The sequence below is a fragment of the Jannaschia sp. Os4 genome (assembly GCF_016820245.1).
Lineage (GTDB): Bacteria > Pseudomonadota > Alphaproteobacteria > Rhodobacterales > Rhodobacteraceae > Jannaschia.
Genome location: NZ_JAFCAR010000006.1, coordinates 55467 through 75103 on the forward strand (window position 1 = coordinate 55467; position 19637 = coordinate 75103).

The window sequence follows — 19637 nt, forward strand, 5'->3', positions numbered from 1 at the left end:
CGTCAGCGGCCCTCCTGCACGGGCGCCCCGTCGGGGCCGAACCAGAACCCGTCGGCGGGGTCCATGTGGAAGGTGTGCGGCTCGCCCACCCGGTAGGGGTGGACGCCGTGCGCGAGCGACACCCACGGGCGGCCGTCGAGGTCGAAGTGGGCCGACGATTCCGAGCCGGAAAGTTCCGTGACCGCGACCGTGCCCTCCAAGGCGACGCCGTTCGCCATCGGCTGGGGCAGGACGTGGTGGGGGCGGATCGCGAAGGTGTAGTCGCCGTCCGCCCGCGCCGCCGCCCACGTGGCCGATCCCATCCGCGCGGTGCCGCCCGAGACGGTCACGGGGGCCGCGTTGATGGGGGGGTCCGAGAAGGTGCGCGCCGCCGCCAGCGAGGCGGGGGCGCGGTAGATGTCCGCCGTCGGGCCGAACTGGCGGACGTGCCCGTCCTCCATCAGCGCGGTCTCGCCGCCGAGCAGGAGCGCCTCCTCCGGCTCCGACGTCGCATAGACGACCACCGCGCCGCGTCCGGCGAAGAGGTCGGGCAACTGCTCGCGCAACTCCTCGCGCAGCTTGTAGTCGAGGTTGGCCAGCGGCTCGTCGAGGAAGACGGCGCGGCTGTCCTTGGCGATGGCGCGGGCGAGCGCAGTCCGCTGCTGCTGCCCGCCCGACAGCTCGTGCGGGCGGCGGTCCAGCATGGGCCGCAGCTTCAGCACGTCGGCGGCGGCCTCGACGCGGCCTTGGATCTCGGACTTCGGAACGCCCGCCACGCGCAGCGGCGAGGCGATGTTCTCGAAGACCGTCATGTGGGGGTAGTTGACGAAGAACTGGTGCACGAGGCTGATGCGCCGCTTCTGCGGGTTGCGCCGGGTCACGTCCTCCCCGTCGAGGATCACCTTGCCGGACGCGATCGGGTCGAGCCCCGCCATCATCTTGATCAGCGACGTCTTGCCCGCGCCGGTGGGGCCCAGCAGGACGTTGAAGCGCCCCGGATGCAGCTCCAGGGTGGTGGGCTTGATGTGGGTCCGGCCCTCCACGACCTTCGTGATGGCCTCCAGCCGCAGCGTCATGTCGTGCCCTTCGTTGGCCGGGCCGGGCCCGGATCGCGGGAGGTCCCGCGCGGTCGTCTGGGAAGAGGGGTGCGGCGGCCCCGTGGGGGGGCCGCCGCTCGGGGCCCTACTGGGCGTCCTGCCAGCGGGCCACGAGGTCGTCGTAGTTGACCGTCATGCCCTGCGGCTTCTCGTTCTCGAGCTTGGGCTTGGCGCCCCCGTTCTCGAACCAGAAGGCCGCGTCCTGCGGCTCGTTCAGGCGCGGGCCGCAGCCGCCGTAGACGTTTGCGGACACGTCGGCCTGCTCCATGCGGGCCATGGTGTCGTCCATCTCGGCGGCGAGCGCGTCCATCGCCTCCTGCGGGGTCGCGGAGCCGGAGTTCACGTTGCCGATCTGCTGCCACCAGATCTGGGCCAGCTTCGGGTAGTCCGGAACGTTGATGCCCGTGGGCGTCCACGCGGTCCGGTCCGGCGAGCGGTAGAACTCGATCAGGCCGCCGAGACGCGGCGCGCGCTCGGTGAACGACTCGCCGCGCACCGTGCTGTCGCGCGCGAAGGTCAGGCCGACGTGGGACTTCTTGGTGTCCACCGTCTTTGAGGTCACGAACTGCGCGTAGAGCCATGCGGCCTTGGCGCGGTCCTCCGGCGTGGAGTTCAGGAACGTCCACGATCCGACGTCCTGGTAGCCGACCTTCTGGCCCTCCTCCCAGTAGGGGCCGTGCGGCGAGGGCGCCATCCGCCAGAGCGGCATGCCGTCCTCGTCCACGGTGTTGTTCCCCTCGGACCGCGGCTTCACCATGTCGGCGGTGAAGGCCGAGTACCAGAAGATCTGTTGGGCCACGTTGCCTTGGGAGAGCGCGGGCAGCGACTGGTAGAAGTCGTAGCTCGCGGCCTGCGGCGGGGCGTAGGCGCGCAGCCACTCGTCCCACTTGCGGATCGCGTAGACGGCCGCCGGGCCGTTCGCCGCGCCGCCGCGCTCGACGCTGGCGCCGACCGGGTTGCAGGTGCCCGCCTCCATGCGGATGCCCCATTCGTCGATCGGGACGCCGTTCGGCGTGCCGGGCGAGCCCGCGCCAGCCATCGACAGCCACGCGTCGGTCATCCGCCACCCGAGGTCGGGCGCGCGCTTGCCATAGTCCATGTGGCCGTAGACCGTCGAGCCGTCGATCTCGCCGATGTCGTTGGTGAAGAACTCGGCGATGTCCTCGTAGGCGGACCAGTTGACCGGGACGCCGAGGTCGTAGCCGTACTTCTCGCGGAAGGCGGCCTGATACTCCTCGTTGTCGAACCAGTCCTTGCGGAACCAGTAGAGGTTCACGAACTGCTGGTCGGGCAGCTGGTAGAGCTTGCCGTCCGGGCCGGTCGTGAACTCGATCCCCATGAAGTCGTCGAGGTCGAGCGTCGGCGAGGTGACGTCGGCCCACGGGCCTTCCATCATGTCCGACAGCGGGTAGGCCTGCTGCAGGCGCGAATGCGTGCCGATCAGGTCGCTGTCGTTGACGTAGGCGTCATACAGGTTCCGGTTCGTCTGCATCTGCGTCTGGACGGCCTGCACCACCTCCCCCTCCCCGAGGATCTGGTGGTTGACCTTGATGCCGGTGATCTCCTCGAACGCCTGCGTCAGCACGTCGGATTCGTACTGGTGCGTCGGGATGCCCTCGGAGAGCACGTTGATCTCGAGGCCCGCGTAGGGCTGCGCCGCCTCGATGAACCAGCGCATCTCCTCGAGCTGCTCCTCCTTGGAGAGCACCGAGGGCTGGAACTCGTCGTCAATCCACCGCTGTGCCGCGGCCTCGTCGGCCCACGCGGGGCCGTTGGCCGCGACGACGGCCAAAGCCGCCACGGCCGAAAGCAGATGCGTCCGCATCGCTGATCCTCCCTGTTTCATCCGGACCTGCCGGATGCCCGCGAGGCGACCATGCCGTTCACGCATCTGTCAACTATGAAATTAGTATCTACGAAGGAATTCGCAGTTGACCCTCGGTCGGCCTTGCCCGAATCCCGGAGGCGGGCCAGCGTGCGCCCGTGGACGAGGGACCCGTGCGATGGCGCGACGGCGCAGCGAACTCCTGACCGGCGTCGAGCTGGAACTGATGAAGGCGCTCTGGTCCTTAGGCCGGGGCACCGTGCGGCAGGTGATGGCCGCGCTCGCGCCCGCCGCCGACGGGGCAGGGGGGCGGGCCTATACCTCCGTCGCCACGACGCTGCGGATCCTCGACGACAAGGGCTACCTCACCTCGGAGCCGCAGGGCCGCGCGCTGATCTACGCGCCCACGCTCACGCGGCGCGACTACGAGGCGCGCTCGCTGCGCAGCCTCGCGCGCTCGCTCTTCGGCGGCGAGCCCTCGGCCCTCGTCGCGCGGCTGGTCGACGACGAGGCGCTGGACGAGGCGGAGATCGCTGCGATCCGGGACGTGATCGACGCGCGGATGGGGCGCGGCGATGGCTGAGACGCTGGTGGAATGGACGATCGCCGCGAACGCCGCCGTCCTGCTGGCGGCCGCGGCCCTCGCGATCGCCGACCGCCTCGCCGTCGCCTCGGGCCGCCGCCGCGACTGGACCCTGCGCAGCTGGCTCACCTCCGCCGCGTGGGCCTTGGCCCTCGCGCTGACGCTGATCTGGATCGCGCCGCTGCCGCGCGGCGGGGTCAACGGGACCGACCTGCTGGTCGGGCAGTACCTGCGCGGCAACCTCGTGGTCTCCGCCTCCGACCTCTCCGCGCTGCTGGCGTGGCGGGGGGCGCTGGCCCGCGAGCTCGCCGCGCTGGAGCAGCCGCTCCACGCCGCGCTGGCCGCGGTGATCGTGGGCGCCGCGATCCTGCGCGCGGGCGCGGTGGCGCTCGCGGCGTGGCGGCTGCGCACGCTCTTGGCGGGCGCCCGCGTGCTGCGACGGATCGGACGGGTCCGCATCCTCGCCACCGGCGCCTGCGCGGTGCCCTTCGCCGCCGCCGGGCCGCGCGCCCGCCATGCGGTGCTGCCCGAGGATCTGCTCCGCCGCCCCGGGGAGGCGCGGCTCGCCCTGACCCACGAACTGCAGCACCTCCGCAACCGCGACCCCCAGCGCGAGGTGCTGGTGGCGCTGCTCTCGCCGCTCTTCGCCGCGAACCCCGCCTTCTGGTGGCTGGTCCGCCACGCCCGCCGCCTGCGAGAGCACGGATGCGACGCCGCCTGCCTCGCCCGCGCGGACGTGGACGCGCGGGCCTACGCCATCAGCCTGCTCTCCGCCTCCCGGCGGGCGGCGGGGGCGGCGGCGCCCAAGGTGCTGACCGCGCCTCTGTTCCGGCGCGCCGCGCCGGGGGCGCCGGGCTTCCTGCGGTCCCATCTCGGACGCCGGGTCGATGCGATCACGCGTCCGCCTCTCGCGCGCCCGTTGGGCGGCGCCGGCCGGATCGCGGCCTTCGCGCTGCTCTGCGCATCCGTCCTCCTCGCGGGGTGGATGCTGCGTCCGCCGGGGGACTGGAGCCACGAGCGGCTGATGCTGTCCTCCGTCACCAACCTCGAGCGCATGGCCGGCGGCGGCCTTGGCCAGCGACCGCTGCGCTGAGTCGACGGTCCGACCGCATCTCGATGACATAACCGCGCTTATTCGAGTGTCGCGCGGTCGTGACCGGGATGTCCCTGTCCGGCGTGGCCCCCGTGGCTCGGCGACCCTGTGGAGATGATGCCGCCATCGGACGTGGCGGAGCTGATACGAGCCGCCGGGCGCCCGTCCGTCAGGCACACCGCACGAAGCTCGGCCTCGGTCTCCTCGCCGATGGGGCCGGTCGCCTCGCCGTCGGGACGGCCCGCGACCGTCTCGGTCCGGTCGGCGGCCACGTCGAGTTCGGAGGCATCGCCCGAAGGTGACGTCGTCGCCGAACCCCGCCCGGCGCATGGCTGGATTCCCGGCGAGGCGGCATGCGCGAGGCAGCGGAACGTGCTCCGCAACCGGGCCGGCCTACTCGGCCGCCGTGGCGCGCGTGGACATCAGGCGGCGGAACTTCTCGCCCTGCACCGCCACGTGGTCGCGGGTGGCCGTCGCCGCGCACGCCGCGTCGCCCGCCTCGAGCGCGGCGATGATCTCGCGGTGCTCGGCCAAGGACTGCGCCATCCGGCCCCGGAGCCGGAGCTGGAGGCGGCGATACGGCTTGAGCCGGCGGTGGAGACGCTGTGCCTCGCCCTCGAGGAAGCGGTTGCCCGACTCCGCGTAGAGCCGGAGGTGGAAGCCCTCGTTCGCCCGGTAGTAGCCGTCCGCGTCGCCCGCCTCGACGGCGGCGGCGCAGGCGGCGTTGGCCGCCGCCAGCCCGGCGAGCGCGTCGTCCTCGATCCGGGCGGCGGCGAGACGGGCGCAGACGGCCTCGATCTCGGCCATCACCTCGAACATCTCCAGTAGCTCGACCGGGCCGGGCTGCCGGACGAAGGCCCCGCGCCGCGGGCGCAGGTCGACGAGGCCGGTCAGGGACAGCCGCTGGATCGCCTCGCGCACCGGCGTGCGCGACACGCCGAAGCGTTCGGCCAGCGTCGCCTCGTCGAGGCGATCCCCGTCCGCGAAGGCGTCCGAGAGGATCAGCTCCTCGATCTCGTCGGCGATGGTCTCGGCGCGTCGCTGCTCCATGCCGGGACTCTAGCGGACGAAGCTGCGTGTGCAATAGCATGCAGATTGTATGCAAGAACGTTGACAGAGCATCCGGCGATCGCGCAGTTTGGCCGCCAGGACCGGGAGGAAACGGGTCCATGGGAGGAATGACATGACGATGAAGACGACGCTTTCCGCGCTCGCGGTGGCCGCGCTCGCGCTGCCCGCCGGCGCCGCCGAGTTCCGGCTGTCGCACCAGTGGTCGACCTCGGACGTGCGCCATCAGGTCGCGCAGATGATCGCCGACGAGGTGGCCGACGACGGGATCGACATCACGATCTTCCCCTCCGCGTCCCTGTTCAAGGCGCGCGAGCAGTATCAGCCGCTGACCCGCGGCCAGCTCGACATGACGGTTCTGCCGCTCTCCTACGCCGGGGGCCGCCAGCCCGCCTTCAACCTGACGCTGATGCCGGGGCTCGTGAAGAACCACGACCACGCCGCGCGGCTCAACGACTCGGAGTTCATGGGCCGGATCGAGGAGAAGCTGGCCGAGGACGACGTGGTGGTCCTCGTGCACGGCTACCTCGCGGGGGGCTTCGCGGGGAAGGACGGCTGCATCACCTCCCCCGACGACATGGAGGGGCTGCAGACCCGCGCGGCCGGCAAGGCGTTCGAGCAGATGCTCGCGGGCGCGGGCGCGTCGATCGCGTCCATGGCCTCGTCCGAGATCTACAACGCGATGCAGACGGGCGTGCTGGACGCGGCGAACACCTCGTCCTCGTCCTTCGTCTCCTACCGCATCTACGAGCAGGTGGCGTGCTACACCCCCGCCGGCGACTACGCGCTGTGGTTCATGTATCAGCCCCTCCTGATGAACAAAACGGCCTTCGACTCGCTGACCGAGGAGCAGCAGGCCGCGCTGATGGAGGCCGCCGCCAAGGCCGAGGCGTTCTACCTCGAGGAGGCGAAGAAGCAGGACGCCGAGTCCGCGCAGGTCTTCGCCGACAACGGGGTCGAGATCGCCGAGATGTCCGCCGAGGAGTTCGAGGCGTGGCGCACGCTCGCGCAGGAGACGTCCTACAAGGCCTTCGTCGAGGAGACGCCCGACGGGCAGGAGCTGCTCGACCTCGCGTTGTCGGTCGAGTGACGTGACCGGGGCGGGCCGCGCGGCCCGCCCCTCCCAACCTTCGGAGGGCCGCCCGATGGCGACCGCATCCTCGGCCCACGCCGCGCGCGACGGGGGCAACCCGTTCCTGCGCGCGGTGGGCTGGATCAGCACGGTGGCGGGCTGGGCCTCTGCGGCGATGATCGTCGCCGCCGTGGCCATCACCTGCCAGATGATCTTCGTGCGCTTCGTGCTGAACCAGTCGACGGTCTGGCAGACCGAGAGCGTGATCTACCTGATGATCGCGGCCACGCTGGTCGGGCTTCCTTACGTCCAGCGCCTGCGCGGTCACGTGAACGTCGACCTGATCCCGCTCGCCCTCAAGGGCGGGGCGCGGCGGGCGATGTTCTACGTGACGATGGGCCTGTCGATCCTGATCGTCGCCATCATGCTCTTCTACGCGTGGGAGTTCTGGCACATGGCCTTCTCGCGCGGGTGGAAGTCGGACACCGTCTGGGGCGTCCGCCTCTGGATCCCGTACCTGTCGCTGATCGTGGGCCTCGGGCTGCTGCTGCTGCAACTCGTCGCCGACACGCTGGCGGTGATGCTGGGGCACGACGCACCCTACGGCCTCGACGAGCCGCTCGACGCGGCCCCGGTCGCCCGCGACGTCATGGAGGGCCGCTGATGGACCCGCTCGTCCTCGGCCTCCTGGTCGCCGTCGCCACCATCGTGGTGCTCTTCTCCGGCGTCTCGGTGGCCATCGGCCTGCTGATCGTGTCGGGGGGCTTCCTCGTGATCTTCGACGGGATGCGCTCGCTCGAGCTGATGCCCGAGATCATGTTCGGCAAGCTCGACAACTTCGCCCTGCTCGCGATCCCGATGTTCATCCTCATGGGCGCCTCCATCGCGTCCACCCGCGCGGGTGCCGACCTCTACGAGGCGCTGGAGCGGTGGCTGACCCGCGTGCCCGGCGGGCTCGTGGTGTCGAACCTCGGCGCCTGCGCGCTCTTCTCGGCAATGTCCGGGTCCAGCCCCGCGACCTGCGCCGCCATCGGCAAGATGGGCATCCCCGAGATGCGAAAGCGCGGCTATCCCGACGGCATCGCCGCCGGGTCCATCGCCGCGGGCGGCACGCTCGGCATCCTGATCCCGCCCTCGGTCACGATGATCGTCTACGGCATCGCCACCGAGACGAGCATCGGGCGCCTCTTCCTCGCCGGCGTGTTCCCCGGACTCCTGCTCGTGGGGCTGTTCATGGCGTGGTCGCTCTATGCGACGTGGCGGTCCGGCGACGCCGCCGTCCTGACGCCCACGACCTACACCCTGCGCCAGCGGGTCGAGGTGCTGCCCCGCGTCCTGCCCTTCATCGCGATCATCCTCGGCGTGCTCTACGCGATGTATGGCGGCATCGCGACGCCCAGCGAGACGGCGGCCATCGGCGCGCTGCTCTGCCTGCTGATCGCGATGGTGATCTACAAGCTGTGGTCGCCCGCCCGCATCTGGGACGTGCTGCGCGACACGACCAAGGAGTCGGTGATGATCCTGTTCATCATCGCCGCCGCGGGCGTGTTCTCCTACATGCTGTCCTCGCTCTTCATCACGCAGAGCATCGCGCAGTGGATCGGCACCTTGGAGGTCAACCGCTGGGTGCTGATGGGGGCGGTGAACGTGTTCCTGCTGGTGGCGGGCTTCTTCCTGCCGCCCGTGGCCGTGATCCTGATGGCGGCGCCCATCCTGCTGCCGATCATCACGACGGCCGGCTTCGATCCGATCTGGTTCGCCGTGGTCCTGACGATCAACATGGAGATCGGGCTGATCTCCCCGCCCGTGGGCCTGAACCTCTACGTGATCAACGGCATCGCCCCGGACATCAAGCTGAAGACCATCCTCACCGGCTCGCTGCCCTTCGTGGGCTGCATGGTGGTGGCGATCGTGCTGCTCTGCCTGTTCCCCGGCATCGCGACGTGGCTGCCCGACGCGGTGATGGGGCCGTCGCTGTGAGCCTGCTGGCCGACATCCTGTCCGGCCTCTTCGACCGCCGCCGCGCGCCGCCGCCCGTGGACAAGGACGACCGCCGCGCGCCCTCGGACCTCGCCCGCGCGCTGATGCGGGCACCGGGCGAGGACGCGCAGCGTGACCTCGCCGCCCTGCTCCTGTCCCGCTACGCCGAGCAGGACGACGCCGGGAAGCGCGCCCTCTTCCTCGCGCTGGCCCGGGACATGGACGTGGACGCCGCCGCCGTGCGCGCCGCCGTGGAGGCCTACGCCGCCGCGCCCGACCGCGACACGTACCGCGCCTTCGCCGCCGCCGCCGAGCCGCCGCGCCAAGACCTGATCCGCCGGGTCAACCGGGTCACCGACGCCACGGGCCAGATCGTCCGGATGCGCGCCGACCTCCTGCGCCTCATCCGCGCCGGCGGCGGCGACGCCCCGGCCCTCGCCGCGCTGGACGAGGACTTCCGCCACCTCCTGTCGTCGTGGTTCAACCGCGGGTTCCTCGTGCTGCGCCCGATCACGTGGGAGACGTCGGCGGCGCTGCTCGAGAAGATCATCGCCTACGAGGCGGTGCACGACATCGGCGGCTGGGACGACCTGCGCCGCCGACTCCAGCCGCCCGACCGGCGCTGCTTCGCCTTCTTCCACCCGGCCATGCCCGACGAGCCGCTGATCTTCGTCGAGATCGCGCTCACCCGCGGCATCCCCGCCTCCGTGCAGGGAATCCTCCACCCCGAGCGCAGCCCCATCCCCGCCGCCGAGGCCGACACCGCCTGCTTCTACTCCATCTCGAACTGCCAGCCGGGCCTGTCGGGCATCTCCTTCGGCAACTCGCTCATCAAGCAGGTGGTGGCCGACCTGCGCGAGGCGCTGCCCAACCTCTCGACCTTCGTCACCCTGTCCCCCGTGCCGGGCCTCGCTCGCTGGGCCGAGGACGAGGGGATGGGTCCGCCGCCGGACGCGCAGAGCGCCCGCCGCCGCGCCGCGCGCTACCTTGTGCGGGCCAAGTCGTCCGCGGGGGCGCCCCGCGACCCGGTCGCGCGCTTCCACCTCGGCAACGGGGCGCGGCTGCACGCCGTCCACGCGGGCGCCGACACCTCCGAGCGGGGGCAGCGGCAGTCATGGGGCGTGATGGTGAACTACCTCTACGACCGGCCCGAGATCGCGGGGAACCACCGCCGCTTCTCCGAGACCGGCGAGATCGCCGCCAGCGACGCCGTCCGGGCGCTGGCGGCCGAGCGCCCCGCGCCCCAGCCTGAGGAGGTCCGATGACCGCGAACCACGGATACGACGCCCTCGTCGGCCGCCACGCCGGATCGGACCGGCCGTTCCTCCGGGCGCCCGACGGGACCGCGTGGAGCTATGCCGACTTCGCCGACCGCGCCGCCCGCCTCGCCGGGGCGCTCGCCTCCCACGGCCTCCGGCCCGGCGACCGCATCGCGGTCCAAGTCGCCAAGCACCCGGACGCCCTCGCGCTCTACGCGGCGTCCCTGCGGGGCGGGCACGTGTTCCTGCCGCTCAACACCGCCTACACCGCCGCCGAGCTGGACCACTTCGTCGGCGACTCCGGCGCGGCCCTCGTGGTCTGCGACCCCGACACGCACGAGGCCGTCGCCCCCGTCGCCGACCGCTTCGGCGCGCGCACCGCGACCCTCGCCGCCCTCGCGGCGGACGCGGACGGCGCGGACCCCGCCCCCGTCGCCGCGCGCGCGCCCGACGACCTCGCCGCGATCCTCTACACCTCGGGCACCACGGGCCGGTCCAAGGGCGCGATGCTGACCCACGACAACCTGCTGTCCAACGCGGCCACGCTGAAGGACGCGTGGCGCTTCACGGCGGACGACGTCCTGATCCACGCCCTGCCCATCTTCCACACCCACGGCCTGTTCGTGGCGACCAACGTCACCCTCGCCGCCGGTTCGTCGATGATCTTCCACGACCGCTACGACCCCGACGCCATCCTCGCCGCCATGCCGGAGGCCACCGCGATGATGGGGGTGCCGACCTTCTACACCCGCCTGCTCGACCACCCCGGCCTGACGCGGGAGGCGACCGGAGGAATGCGCCTCTTCGTGTCCGGCTCCGCGCCCATGCTCGCCGAGACGCACCGCGCGTGGACCGACCGCACCGGCCACCGCATCCTCGAGCGCTACGGCATGACCGAGACCAACATGAACACCTCCAACCCCTACGACGGCGACCGCCGCCCCGGCACCGTGGGCCTGCCGCTGCCGGGGGTGGAGGTGCGCGTGGTGGACGGCGACCGCGCGCCGGTCCCCGCGGGCGAGACCGGCATGATCGAGGTGCGCGGACCCAACGTGTTCCCCGGCTACTGGAACCTGCCCGAGAAGACGGCGGAGGAGCTGGGCCCGGACGGCTGGTTCGTCACCGGCGACCTCGGGGTGCTGTCGGACGACGGCTACCTCTCGATCGTGGGGCGTCAGAAGGACCTCGTCATCACGGGCGGCTACAACGTCTATCCCAAGGAGGTGGAGGAGGCGCTCGACGACCAGCCCGGCGTGCTGGAATCGGCCGTGTTCGGCGTGGCCCACCCCGACATGGGCGAGGGGGTCGTGGCCGTCGTCGTGCCGGAGGCGGGCGCCGCCCCCGACCCCGACGCGCTGCGCGCCGCGCTGGAGGACCGCCTCGCCCGCTTCAAGCAGCCGCGCCGGATCGAGGTGATCGACGCCCTGCCCCGCAACGCGATGGGCAAGGTCCAGAAGGCGGCCCTGCGCGAGCGCTACGCCGACAGCTTCGCCTGAGCTAGCCCACCGCCTCGGCGGGCGCGCCGTAGCCTGCCACGGCGGCATCCACCGTCCACAGCGGCAGCCCCTCGGCCCGCGCCTGCGCCAGCAGCAGCCGGTCGAACGGGTCCGCATGGCGCGGGGGCAGCCGTCCCACGCCCAGCACGTGGGGCGCCTCCACCGCCAGTTCCTCGTAGCCCCCCGCGACCAGCCCGCGGCGCAGCGCGGCGGCGTCCACCGTGAAGTCCGCGCGGCCCAGCCCCGCCTTGATGACCACCTCCCAGAGCGAGGCCACCGAGAACGCGGGGCGGAACCCCGGATCCCGCAGCGCATCCGCCACCGCGCCCGGCAGGCGGTCCGACCCCGTCGCCGCCCAGAGCAGCAGGTGCGTGTCCAAGAGCGCCGTGCGCGCGCTTATCCGCCGAACGCCGCCGCGATCTCGTCCCCGCCCATCGTGTCGAAGTCGTCCGGCACCGCCGCGTCGAGGAAGCCGATCCGCCGCCCCGCCGCCTCCTCGGCCGACAGGCCCACGATCTTGACCAAGGGCGTCCCCGCCTTGGCGATCACGATGTCCTCGCCCCGCCGCGCCGCCTCGACCAGCCGCGACAGGTGCGTCTTGGCCTCGTGGATGTTGACCGTCCGCATCGCGCCCTCCAAGGGTTGGTCCACTGGACTTAGTCCATCCGCCCCGCCCGCTCAAGCCACGCCGCCGCTGTTGCGCGCCCGTCACCGGCCTGTCACGACTTCGTTGCGAACCGGCGCCATCGCGCACCGGACGCACGGGCCGCCGGCCCCAAAGGGAGGAGACACACACATGACCCACGCCAAGCTCTTGGCCACCGCCGCCCTCGCCGCGCTCGCATGGGGGATGCCCGCCCATGCGCAGGACTGCGAGCGCGGCACGCTGGACGACCGCTACTGCGACGCCGACGGCGACCTGATCGCCGACATCCCGACCGACGAGTCCCAACTGGTCGATCCCGACACGCTCATCTTCGCCTACACCCCCGTCGAGGACCCCGCCGTCTACGAGGCCGCATGGTCCGACTTCCTCGCCTACCTCGAGGAGCAGACGGGCAAGGACGTCGTCTTCTTCCCCGTCCAGAACAACGCCGCCCAGATCGAGGCGATGCGCTCGGGCCGCCTGCACATCGCGGGCTTCAACACCGGCTCGAACCCGCTGGCCGTCAACTGCGCGGGCTTCCGGCCCTTCACCATCATGGCCGCCGAGGACGGATCCTTCGGCTACGAGATGGAGATCATCACGCACCCGGATTCGGGCATCTCCTCGGTCGAGGACATCGCGGGCGGGCAGCTGGCCTTCACCTCCGAGACGTCGAACTCCGGCTTCAAGGCGCCCTCGGCGATCCTGGCCAGCGAGTTCGGCATGACGGCGGGCGAGGACTTCGAGCCCGTGTTCTCCGGCAAGCACGACAACTCGATCCTCGGCGTCGCCAACAAGGACTACCCGGCGGCGGCCATCGCCAACTCGGTCAAGCAGCGGATGCTGGAGCGCGACGTGGTCTCCGACGACCAGCTCGTCACGATCTACACCTCGCAGACCTTCCCTACGACGGGCTACGGCACCGCGCACAACCTGACGCCGGAGCTGCAGCAGTCGATCCGCGACGCGTTCTTCTCCTTCGACTGGGCGGGCACGACGCTGGAGGAGGAGTTCGGCAAGAACGGCGAGGCGCAGTTCCTCGAGATGACGTATCAGGACTTCTGGTCCGTGATCCGCCAGATCGACGAGGCGAACGGCGTCTCCTACAACTGCTCCTGACGACCTCGGCGCGGCGGCGGACGTCGCCGCGCCCCCTCCCGGAAGGACCGGCATGCTCGACCTCCAAGGGCTGACCAAGACCTACAAGACCGGCGACCAAGCCCTGAAGGGCATCGACCTGACGGTGCCCTCGGGACAGGTGCTGGCCCTGATCGGCCCGTCCGGCGCGGGCAAGTCGACGATGATCCGCTGCATCAACCGCTTGGTGGAGCCCACCGGCGGGGCGGTGATGCTCGACGGCACGGACCTGACCAAGCTCGGCTCCGGCGCGCTGCGCAAGGCCCGGCGCGAGATGGGCATGATCTTCCAGGAATACGCGCTCGTGGAGCGCCTCACGGTGATGGAGAACGTCCTGTCGGGCCGCCTCGGCTACGTGGGCTTCTGGCGCTCCTTCCTGCGCCGCTACCCGCAGTCGGACGTGGACGAGGCGTTCCGCCTGCTCGACCGCGTCGGCCTGCTGCACATGGCCGACAAGCGCGCCGACGAGCTGTCCGGTGGCCAGCGCCAGCGCGTCGGCATCTGCCGCGCCCTGATCCAGGACCCGAAGCTCCTGCTCGTGGACGAGCCGACCGCCTCGCTCGACCCCAAGACCTCGCGCCAGATCATGCGCCTCATCTGCGAGCTCTGCGCCGAGCGGGGTCTCGCGGCGATCATCAACATCCACGACGTCGCGCTTGCGCAGATGTTCGTGCCCCGCGTCGTCGGCCTGCGCTTCGGCGAGATCGTGTTCGACGGCCCGCCCGAGGGGCTGACCCCCGACCGCCTGACCGAGATCTACGGCGAGGAGGACTGGGAGGCGACCATCGAGGCCGTGGACGAGGACGACGCGGTGGAGGCGGTGGCGTGACCACCGCCACCCACCGCGAACTCGACGACATGCTGGGCCGGGGCTGGCGCAAGCCGCCCCTCGTCAGGCGCCCGTGGCTCCGCTGGACCCTCGTCGTCGGCTCCGTCCTCTACCTGATCGCCGCCGTCTCCACGATCGAGGTCGACTGGAACCGCGTCTACGAGGGGCTCGACCGCGGCGCGCAGTTCGTGCTCGCCTTCACCTCGCCCGACTTCACCTCCCGCGCCTCCGACATCTGGAAGGGTCTGAGCGAGTCCATCGTGATGACCATCGCGTCGTCGGTGGTCGGCATCCTGATCTCCATCCCCATCGGCCTCGGCGCAGCGCGCAACATCGCCCCCCTGCCCGTCTACCTCGTCTGCCGCGGCATCATCGCCGTCTCCCGCGCCCTGCAGGAGATCATCGTCGCCATCCTCCTGGTCGCCATCTTCGGCTTCGGCCCGCTGGCGGGCTTCCTGACGCTCAGCTTCGCGACCATCGGCTTCCTGTCCAAGCTGCTGGCCGAGGACATCGAGGCGATGGACCGCGTCCAAGCCGAGGCGATCCGCGCGTCGGGCGCCCGTTGGACCCAGTGGATTAACTACGGGGTCCAGCCACAGGTGATGCCCCGCCTCGTCGGGCTGTCGATCTACCGCGTCGACATCAACTTCCGCGAATCCGCGATCCTCGGGCTGGTCGGCGCGGGCGGGATCGGGGCCACGCTGAACACCGCGTTCGACCGCTACGAGTACGACACGGCGGCGGCGATCCTGATCCTCATCATCGGCATCGTCATGGTGCTGGAATACCTGTCCGGCGTGGTCCGGGCGAAGGTGCAGTAGGGTGCCCGTCCTCGAGACCGACGCCGGCCCGATCTGGCGCCGCCGCACGCCCAAGCAGGCCCTCGTCCGCTGGTTCGGCTGGCTCGTGGGCCTCGCCGTGTTCCTGTTCTGCTGGCAGCGCATCTCGGACGCGACGACGTGGTTCTTCGTGTGGGACGCGCCGCGCATCGCGGGCGACATCTGGGACCGCGCGACCCCGCCCCGGTGGGAGTACATCGCCCGCCTCGGACGCCCGATCTGGGACACCATCAACATCGCCACGCTCGGCACGCTGATCGCCCTCGTCCTCGCCGTCCCCGTGGCCTTCCTCGCCGCGCGCAACACCACGCCCTCGGCGCTGATCGTGCGGCCCGTGGCCCTCCTGATCATCGTCGCGACCCGCTCGATCAACTCGCTGATCTGGGCACTCCTGCTGATCGCGATCATCGGGCCGGGCGTGTTCGCGGGCGTCGTCGCCATCGCCATCCGCTCCATCGGCTTCTGCGCCAAGCTGCTCTACGAGGCCATCGAGGAGATCGACCGCACCCAGGTCGAGGCGATCACCGCCACGGGCGCGTCGCGCTGGCAGGTCATGGCCTACGGGATCGTGCCCCAGATCGCCCCCGCCTTCGCGGGCATCGCGGTGTTCCGGTGGGACATCAACATCCGCGAATCCACCGTTCTCGGCCTCGTCGGCGCGGGGGGGATCGGGCTTCAGCTGCAGGGCTCGCTCAACACGCTGGCGTGGCCGCAGGTCTCGCTGATCCTGCTCGTGATCCTCGCCGCCGTGGTCATCTCCGAATGGGTCTCGGCCAAGGTGCGCGGCGCGATCATCTAGTGGACCTCGTCGCCGCCTACGAAGCCGTCCGCCCCCGCCTTCCCCCCGCCACGGCGGGCGGGGCCTGCGAGGAGGTGGCGGACCTCGCCGCCCTCGCCGACCGCTTCGACACGTTCCTGCTCGACGCGTTCGGCGTGCTCAACGTGGGCGAGACCGCGATCCCCGGCGCGGCCGGGCGGATGGCGGACCTGCGCGCGAGGGGCAAACGCCTCGTAATCGTCTCCAACGCCGCGGGCCTCCCCCATGCCAAGCTGATGGAGAAGTACGACCGGCTCGGGATGGGCTTCGCGCCCGAGGACGTCGTCACCTCCCGCCACGCCCTGCTCCACGCGCTGCGGGCCGAGCCGCCCCGCCTCTGGGGCGTCATGGCGGACCCGGCATGGCCGCTCGACGGGTTCGGGCGGACGATCTTCCTCGAGGACGACCCGGCCCCCTACGCCGCCGCCGAGGGCTTCCTGCTCGTCGGAGCCGCCCGCTGGACCGAGCGCCGCCAAGCCCTGCTGGAGGACGCGCTGCGCGAGCGCCCCCGCCCCGTCCTCTGCGGCAACCCCGACCTCGCCGCCCCGCGCGAGGGCGGCCCCTCGCGGGAGCCGGGGCTCTGGGCGCACCGCCTCGCCGATCGCACGGGGGTGGAGCCCACCTTCTACGGCAAGCCGTTCCGCGCCATCTACGACCTCGCCTTCGCCCGCGTCCCCGATCCGGGCCGCGTGGTGATGGTGGGCGACAGCCCCCATACCGACATCCTCGGGGCGCAGGTGGCGGGCGTCGCCTCGGCGCTGATCACGGGGCACGGCATCCTGCGCGGCGGGGACTGGCGCGCGGCGGTCGAGGCGACCAGCCTGCGCCCCGACTTCGTGATGCCCGACCCGTAGGACCCGCGCCTCAGGTCCGCGCCGCCTCGAACGCGGCCCATGCGGTGCGGAGCCGCTCAATGTCGAACCCCGCTTCGCGGGCCGGGCCGAGGATCAGCGCTTCGCTGCGGTGCAGCGTGGCGATCGCCTCCCCCAGGTCGGGCAGAACGCCGGGCGGGACGACCACCGCGCCGTGGCGGTCCGCGTGCACGAGGTCGCCGTCCTCGACCCGCAGCCCCATCACCGTGGCCCCGGTCCCGATGCCCGTGACGTGCACGAACCCGTGGCTCGGCCCCACCCCGCCCGCGAGCACCGGGAAGCCCGGGTCGAGGTCGCCGAGGTCACGCACCAGCCCGTTGGTCAGCGCGCCCGCCATCCCGAGGCCGAGATGCACGGCGACGTGCACCTCGCCCCACCACGCGCCGAGCGGGGCGTCGTCCTCGTCCTCGATCACCGCGACGGCGGGACGCGGCCCGGCGGCCATGTGCTCGAAATAGGCCATGCGGCGGGCGCGGATCTCGTCCTTCGGCTCCGTCGGAGCGGTCGTGCCCCGGATGCGCGCGGTCCGGGCGTAGCCCACCATCGCGGCCCCCGGCTCGGAGGCGACGGGCGTGCCCCGCGTGAAGGCGTCGAACCCGCGCCGCCCCTGCGCGACCTCGATGGCGTTGCAGACGGTCGGCGTGTCGACCGACCGGAGCAGGTCGAGCAGACTGGTATCCAAGATTCGCCTCCCGGCCCGCGTTAATCGTTGCAATCGTATGCACCCCCGTTACGCTCGCCCGCAATGGGAGTGCTGGATTGGGAGGTCCGCAATGAAGACTTGGATTTACGGCGCGTCGGTGGGCGCGCTCGTCGCGGCGGGGGCCGCGTATGCGGACGGGCACCAGATCGAGTACGGCCTCCTGCCCGACAAGCCGTTCGAGGGGACGACGCTGAACGTTCTGTCGGTGGTCACGCCGCAGTTCGACGGGCTGATGCTGCGCGACGACGAGTTCACCGACCTGACCGGCATCGACGTCGAGTGGACGTTCATCCCCTTCGGCGGCCTGCAGGAGAAGCTCAACGCCGAGGGCGTCGCCGCCAACGGCACGTTCGACGTGGTCAACTACCTCGACACGTGGGGGCCGCCCAACCGCTACTGGCTGCGCCCGATCGACGACCTGCTGGAGCGCGACGGCATCTCCATGGACCGCTACCCGTCGGCCTTCGCGGCCTCGGCCTCGTTCAACGGCGAGACGATGGGCTTCCCGCTGCGGGCGCATCCGCAGCTGATGTTCTACCGCTCGGACCTGATCGACGAGGCGCCGCAGACGTGGGACGACGTGATCCGCATCGGCAAGGAGTTGAAGGAGTCGAACCCCGACATCGCGCCGCTCGCGATGTACTACGTCAACGACGGCAACCGGCAGAACCTGTTCGTCTGGCTCAACTTCGTGTGGGCCGCGGGCGGCGACATCCTGAACGACGACTGCACACCCGCATGGACCTCCGAGGAGGCGCTGTCGGCCACGGAGGACTACATCGCGCTGCACACGGTGCACGGGATCACCAACCCCGATTCCGTCGGCTTCAACGAGGCGGACGCGCGGATCAGCTTCCAGCAGGGCAACAGCGCGATGATGCCGGTGTGGTGGTGGGCCTACTCGCCGATGACCAACCCCGAGCAGTCCACGCTCACCGCCGAGCAGGTCGCCTTCACGGGGATGCCCTCCTACCAAGGCCGGACGGAGACCTACGCGATCTCCATGCCGTTCTCGATCTCGACCTACTCCGAGAACCAGGACGCGGCGTGGGAATTCATGAAGTGGCTCTCCAACCCCGAGATGGACAAGGCCAACGCCATCGAGCGCGAGGTCGAGGGGCAGGCCATCGTCAACAACGTGGTCACGCACATCTCGTCGCTGCAGGACCCGGAGGTGAACGCCGCCAACAACGACATCCAGCAGGCGGCGTGGGCGTCCCTCGAGAACTCGGACATCATGCCCCAGATCGAGGAATGGCCCGAGGTCGGCGACCTGCTCTCGGCGGCGATCGCCGAGGCGGCGGCGGGCGGCGACACCCGCCAGCTGATGACGGACGCGGCCGAGCAGGCGACGCGCGTCCTGACGCGCTCCGGCTGCATCGCGCGCTGATCCACGGGCGGGCCGTCCTGGCCCGCCTCCGCCGCCCCGCCAGCGGGGCGGCCCTTCCCGGCGGATGGACCGATGCGCGACGACACCCTGAAATACCTGCTCGTCGCGCCCGCCGTGGTCGTGGTGCTGGCGACCGCCATCTGGCCCCTGTGGGAATCCCTGCGCCTGTCCTCGACCAACGGCCGCCTGTCGCGCCCCGGCTCGATGGACCAGTATATGGACCCGCTCTGGGACCAGTACGCGTGGGCCTTCCTCTACGAGCCCGCCTTCTGGAACTCCGTGCAGGTGACGGCGGTCTATACGGTTGTCACGGTCGCCGCGACGACGCTGCTGGCGCTCGGCCTCGCGCTGCTGCTGGCGCCGGGCGGGCGGTTCCGCTCGGGCGTCCAGACGCTGCTGATCCTGCCCTTCGCCATGAGCCCCGCGCTGATCGGCGTGTCGTTCCGCTTCATGTTCAACCCGGAGTTCGGCCTCTTCGACGCGTTCTTCGGGGTGATGTTCCCGTGGCTTGCCGACATCTCGTGGCTGGCCGACCCGACGCTCGCCTTCGCGGTCTGCGTGATGGCCGACGTCTGGGGCTGGATCCCCTTCCTCACCCTCGTGCTGATCGGCGGGCTGGCGAGCGTGCCGCAGGACACCATCGAGGCCGCGCAGGTCGACGGCGCGTCGGGCTGGCGGGTGTTCCGCGACGTGACGCTGCCGCAGCTCCTGCCGGTGCTGGCGGTGGTCGTCATTCTCAAGGCGATCTTCTCGCTCAAGGCGTTCGACCAGATCTTCATGCTGACCAACGGCGGCCCCGGCGACGCGACCCAGACGCTCAGCCACTACATCTACTTCGCGGGCATGAAGTACGGGCAGATCGGCTACGCGGCGGCCGTCGCATGGATCATGGTGATCCCGATGGTCGCGCTCACCTTCGCCTACGCCAAGTTCGTGTTCCGGAAGGACTGAG

The 19637-nt window shown here is 71.2% G+C and carries 21 protein-coding genes; 14 read left to right on the forward strand and 7 right to left on the reverse strand.

The features are described from left to right. Window positions 1-2: 2 nt before the first annotated feature. Window positions 3-1055, reverse strand: coding sequence for an ABC transporter ATP-binding protein (locus JQC91_RS17105; RefSeq protein WP_203288771.1), 1053 nt, complete (start codon window positions 1053-1055; stop codon window positions 3-5). 106 nt (window positions 1056-1161) lie between these two features. Continuing rightward, entirely contained in the window at window positions 1162-2901 is a 1740-nt protein-coding gene (locus JQC91_RS17110) for an ABC transporter substrate-binding protein (RefSeq protein WP_203288772.1), read from the reverse strand. A gap of 178 nt (window positions 2902-3079) precedes the next feature. Between JQC91_RS17110 and JQC91_RS17115 the strand changes: the two genes are divergently transcribed. Both JQC91_RS17115 and JQC91_RS17120 read left to right on the forward strand, forming a co-directional pair. After that, window positions 3080-3484 (forward strand): BlaI/MecI/CopY family transcriptional regulator, encoded by a 405-nt coding sequence (locus JQC91_RS17115; RefSeq protein WP_203288774.1) that lies wholly within the window; start codon window positions 3080-3082, stop codon window positions 3482-3484. Continuing rightward, window positions 3477-4577, forward strand: coding sequence for a M56 family metallopeptidase (locus JQC91_RS17120; RefSeq protein ID WP_203288776.1), 1101 nt, complete (start codon window positions 3477-3479; stop codon window positions 4575-4577). Before JQC91_RS17115 ends, JQC91_RS17120 begins: the two co-directional genes overlap by 8 nt. A gap of 38 nt (window positions 4578-4615) precedes the next feature. On the opposite strand, the gene JQC91_RS17125 is transcribed toward JQC91_RS17120, so the two are convergent. Continuing rightward, window positions 4616-4849 (reverse strand): hypothetical protein, encoded by a 234-nt coding sequence (locus tag JQC91_RS17125; RefSeq protein WP_203288778.1) that lies wholly within the window; start codon window positions 4847-4849, stop codon window positions 4616-4618. A gap of 121 nt (window positions 4850-4970) precedes the next feature. Then, complete coding sequence (locus JQC91_RS17130) at window positions 4971-5627, reverse strand: GntR family transcriptional regulator (RefSeq protein WP_203288780.1); 657 nt, start codon at window positions 5625-5627, stop codon at window positions 4971-4973. 139 nt (window positions 5628-5766) lie between these two features. Between JQC91_RS17130 and dctP the strand changes: the two genes are divergently transcribed. Genes dctP through JQC91_RS17155 form a run of 5 tightly spaced genes read left to right on the forward strand, consistent with a single transcriptional unit; the run spans window position 5767 to window position 11452 of the window. Then, on the forward strand, window positions 5767-6735 hold the full coding sequence (gene dctP / locus JQC91_RS17135) for a TRAP transporter substrate-binding protein DctP (protein WP_203288844.1): 969 nt from the start codon (window positions 5767-5769) through the stop codon (window positions 6733-6735). A gap of 55 nt (window positions 6736-6790) precedes the next feature. Beyond that, window positions 6791-7381, forward strand: coding sequence for a TRAP transporter small permease (locus tag JQC91_RS17140; protein ID WP_203288782.1), 591 nt, complete (start codon window positions 6791-6793; stop codon window positions 7379-7381). Beyond that, window positions 7381-8697, forward strand: a complete 1317-nt coding sequence (locus JQC91_RS17145) for a TRAP transporter large permease (RefSeq protein WP_203288783.1) — start codon at window positions 7381-7383, stop codon at window positions 8695-8697. Before JQC91_RS17140 ends, JQC91_RS17145 begins: the two co-directional genes overlap by 1 nt. Then, window positions 8694-9962 carry a malonyl-CoA decarboxylase family protein gene (locus tag JQC91_RS17150; RefSeq protein ID WP_203288786.1) on the forward strand — a complete coding sequence of 423 codons (1269 nt, stop codon included), beginning with the start codon at window positions 8694-8696 and terminating at the stop codon, window positions 9960-9962. Before JQC91_RS17145 ends, JQC91_RS17150 begins: the two co-directional genes overlap by 4 nt. Further along, entirely contained in the window at window positions 9959-11452 is a 1494-nt protein-coding gene (locus JQC91_RS17155; protein ID WP_203288788.1) for a malonyl-CoA synthase, read from the forward strand. Before JQC91_RS17150 ends, JQC91_RS17155 begins: the two co-directional genes overlap by 4 nt. A gap of 1 nt (window position 11453) precedes the next feature. Here the strand turns inward: JQC91_RS17155 and JQC91_RS17160 are convergent, their stop codons facing one another. Both JQC91_RS17160 and JQC91_RS17165 read right to left on the reverse strand, forming a co-directional pair. Next, window positions 11454-11831, reverse strand: coding sequence for a type II toxin-antitoxin system VapC family toxin (locus JQC91_RS17160; protein ID WP_238941655.1), 378 nt, complete (start codon window positions 11829-11831; stop codon window positions 11454-11456). Window positions 11832-11848: 17 nt separating this feature from the next. After that, entirely contained in the window at window positions 11849-12103 is a 255-nt protein-coding gene (locus JQC91_RS17165; RefSeq protein WP_343070007.1) for a type II toxin-antitoxin system prevent-host-death family antitoxin, read from the reverse strand. A 145-nt stretch (window positions 12104-12248) separates the two neighbouring features. Here JQC91_RS17165 and phnD point away from each other — a divergent pair, with 145 nt between their 5' ends. The 5 genes from phnD to JQC91_RS17190 are packed head-to-tail and all read left to right on the forward strand — an operon-like array spanning window position 12249 to window position 16574. Next, the gene (gene phnD, locus JQC91_RS17170; protein WP_203288790.1) at window positions 12249-13217 is read left to right on the forward strand and encodes a phosphate/phosphite/phosphonate ABC transporter substrate-binding protein; all 969 of its coding nucleotides are present in this window, start codon (window positions 12249-12251) and stop codon (window positions 13215-13217) included. A gap of 52 nt (window positions 13218-13269) precedes the next feature. Next, window positions 13270-14064: a phosphonate ABC transporter ATP-binding protein gene (gene phnC, locus JQC91_RS17175; RefSeq protein WP_203288792.1), complete on the forward strand. Its 795-nt coding sequence runs from the start codon at window positions 13270-13272 to the stop codon at window positions 14062-14064. A 29-nt stretch (window positions 14065-14093) separates the two neighbouring features. Next, complete coding sequence (gene phnE, locus JQC91_RS17180; protein WP_203288847.1) at window positions 14094-14885, forward strand: phosphonate ABC transporter, permease protein PhnE; 792 nt, start codon at window positions 14094-14096, stop codon at window positions 14883-14885. 1 nt (window position 14886) lies between these two features. Next, window positions 14887-15702, forward strand: a complete 816-nt coding sequence (gene phnE / locus JQC91_RS17185; protein ID WP_203288794.1) for a phosphonate ABC transporter, permease protein PhnE — start codon at window positions 14887-14889, stop codon at window positions 15700-15702. After that, window positions 15702-16574, forward strand: a complete 873-nt coding sequence (locus tag JQC91_RS17190; protein ID WP_343070008.1) for an HAD hydrolase-like protein — start codon at window positions 15702-15704, stop codon at window positions 16572-16574. Before phnE (JQC91_RS17185) ends, JQC91_RS17190 begins: the two co-directional genes overlap by 1 nt. A gap of 10 nt (window positions 16575-16584) precedes the next feature. Here the strand turns inward: JQC91_RS17190 and JQC91_RS17195 are convergent, their stop codons facing one another. Beyond that, complete coding sequence (locus JQC91_RS17195) at window positions 16585-17274, reverse strand: RraA family protein (RefSeq protein WP_203288797.1); 690 nt, start codon at window positions 17272-17274, stop codon at window positions 16585-16587. A gap of 91 nt (window positions 17275-17365) precedes the next feature. Between JQC91_RS17195 and JQC91_RS17200 the strand changes: the two genes are divergently transcribed. Next, the gene (locus JQC91_RS17200) at window positions 17366-18685 is read left to right on the forward strand and encodes a sugar ABC transporter substrate-binding protein (RefSeq protein WP_238941659.1); all 1320 of its coding nucleotides are present in this window, start codon (window positions 17366-17368) and stop codon (window positions 18683-18685) included. 72 nt (window positions 18686-18757) lie between these two features. After that, the gene (locus JQC91_RS17205; protein WP_203288799.1) at window positions 18758-19636 is read left to right on the forward strand and encodes a sugar ABC transporter permease; all 879 of its coding nucleotides are present in this window, start codon (window positions 18758-18760) and stop codon (window positions 19634-19636) included. The last annotated feature ends 1 nt before the right edge of the window (window position 19637 follow it).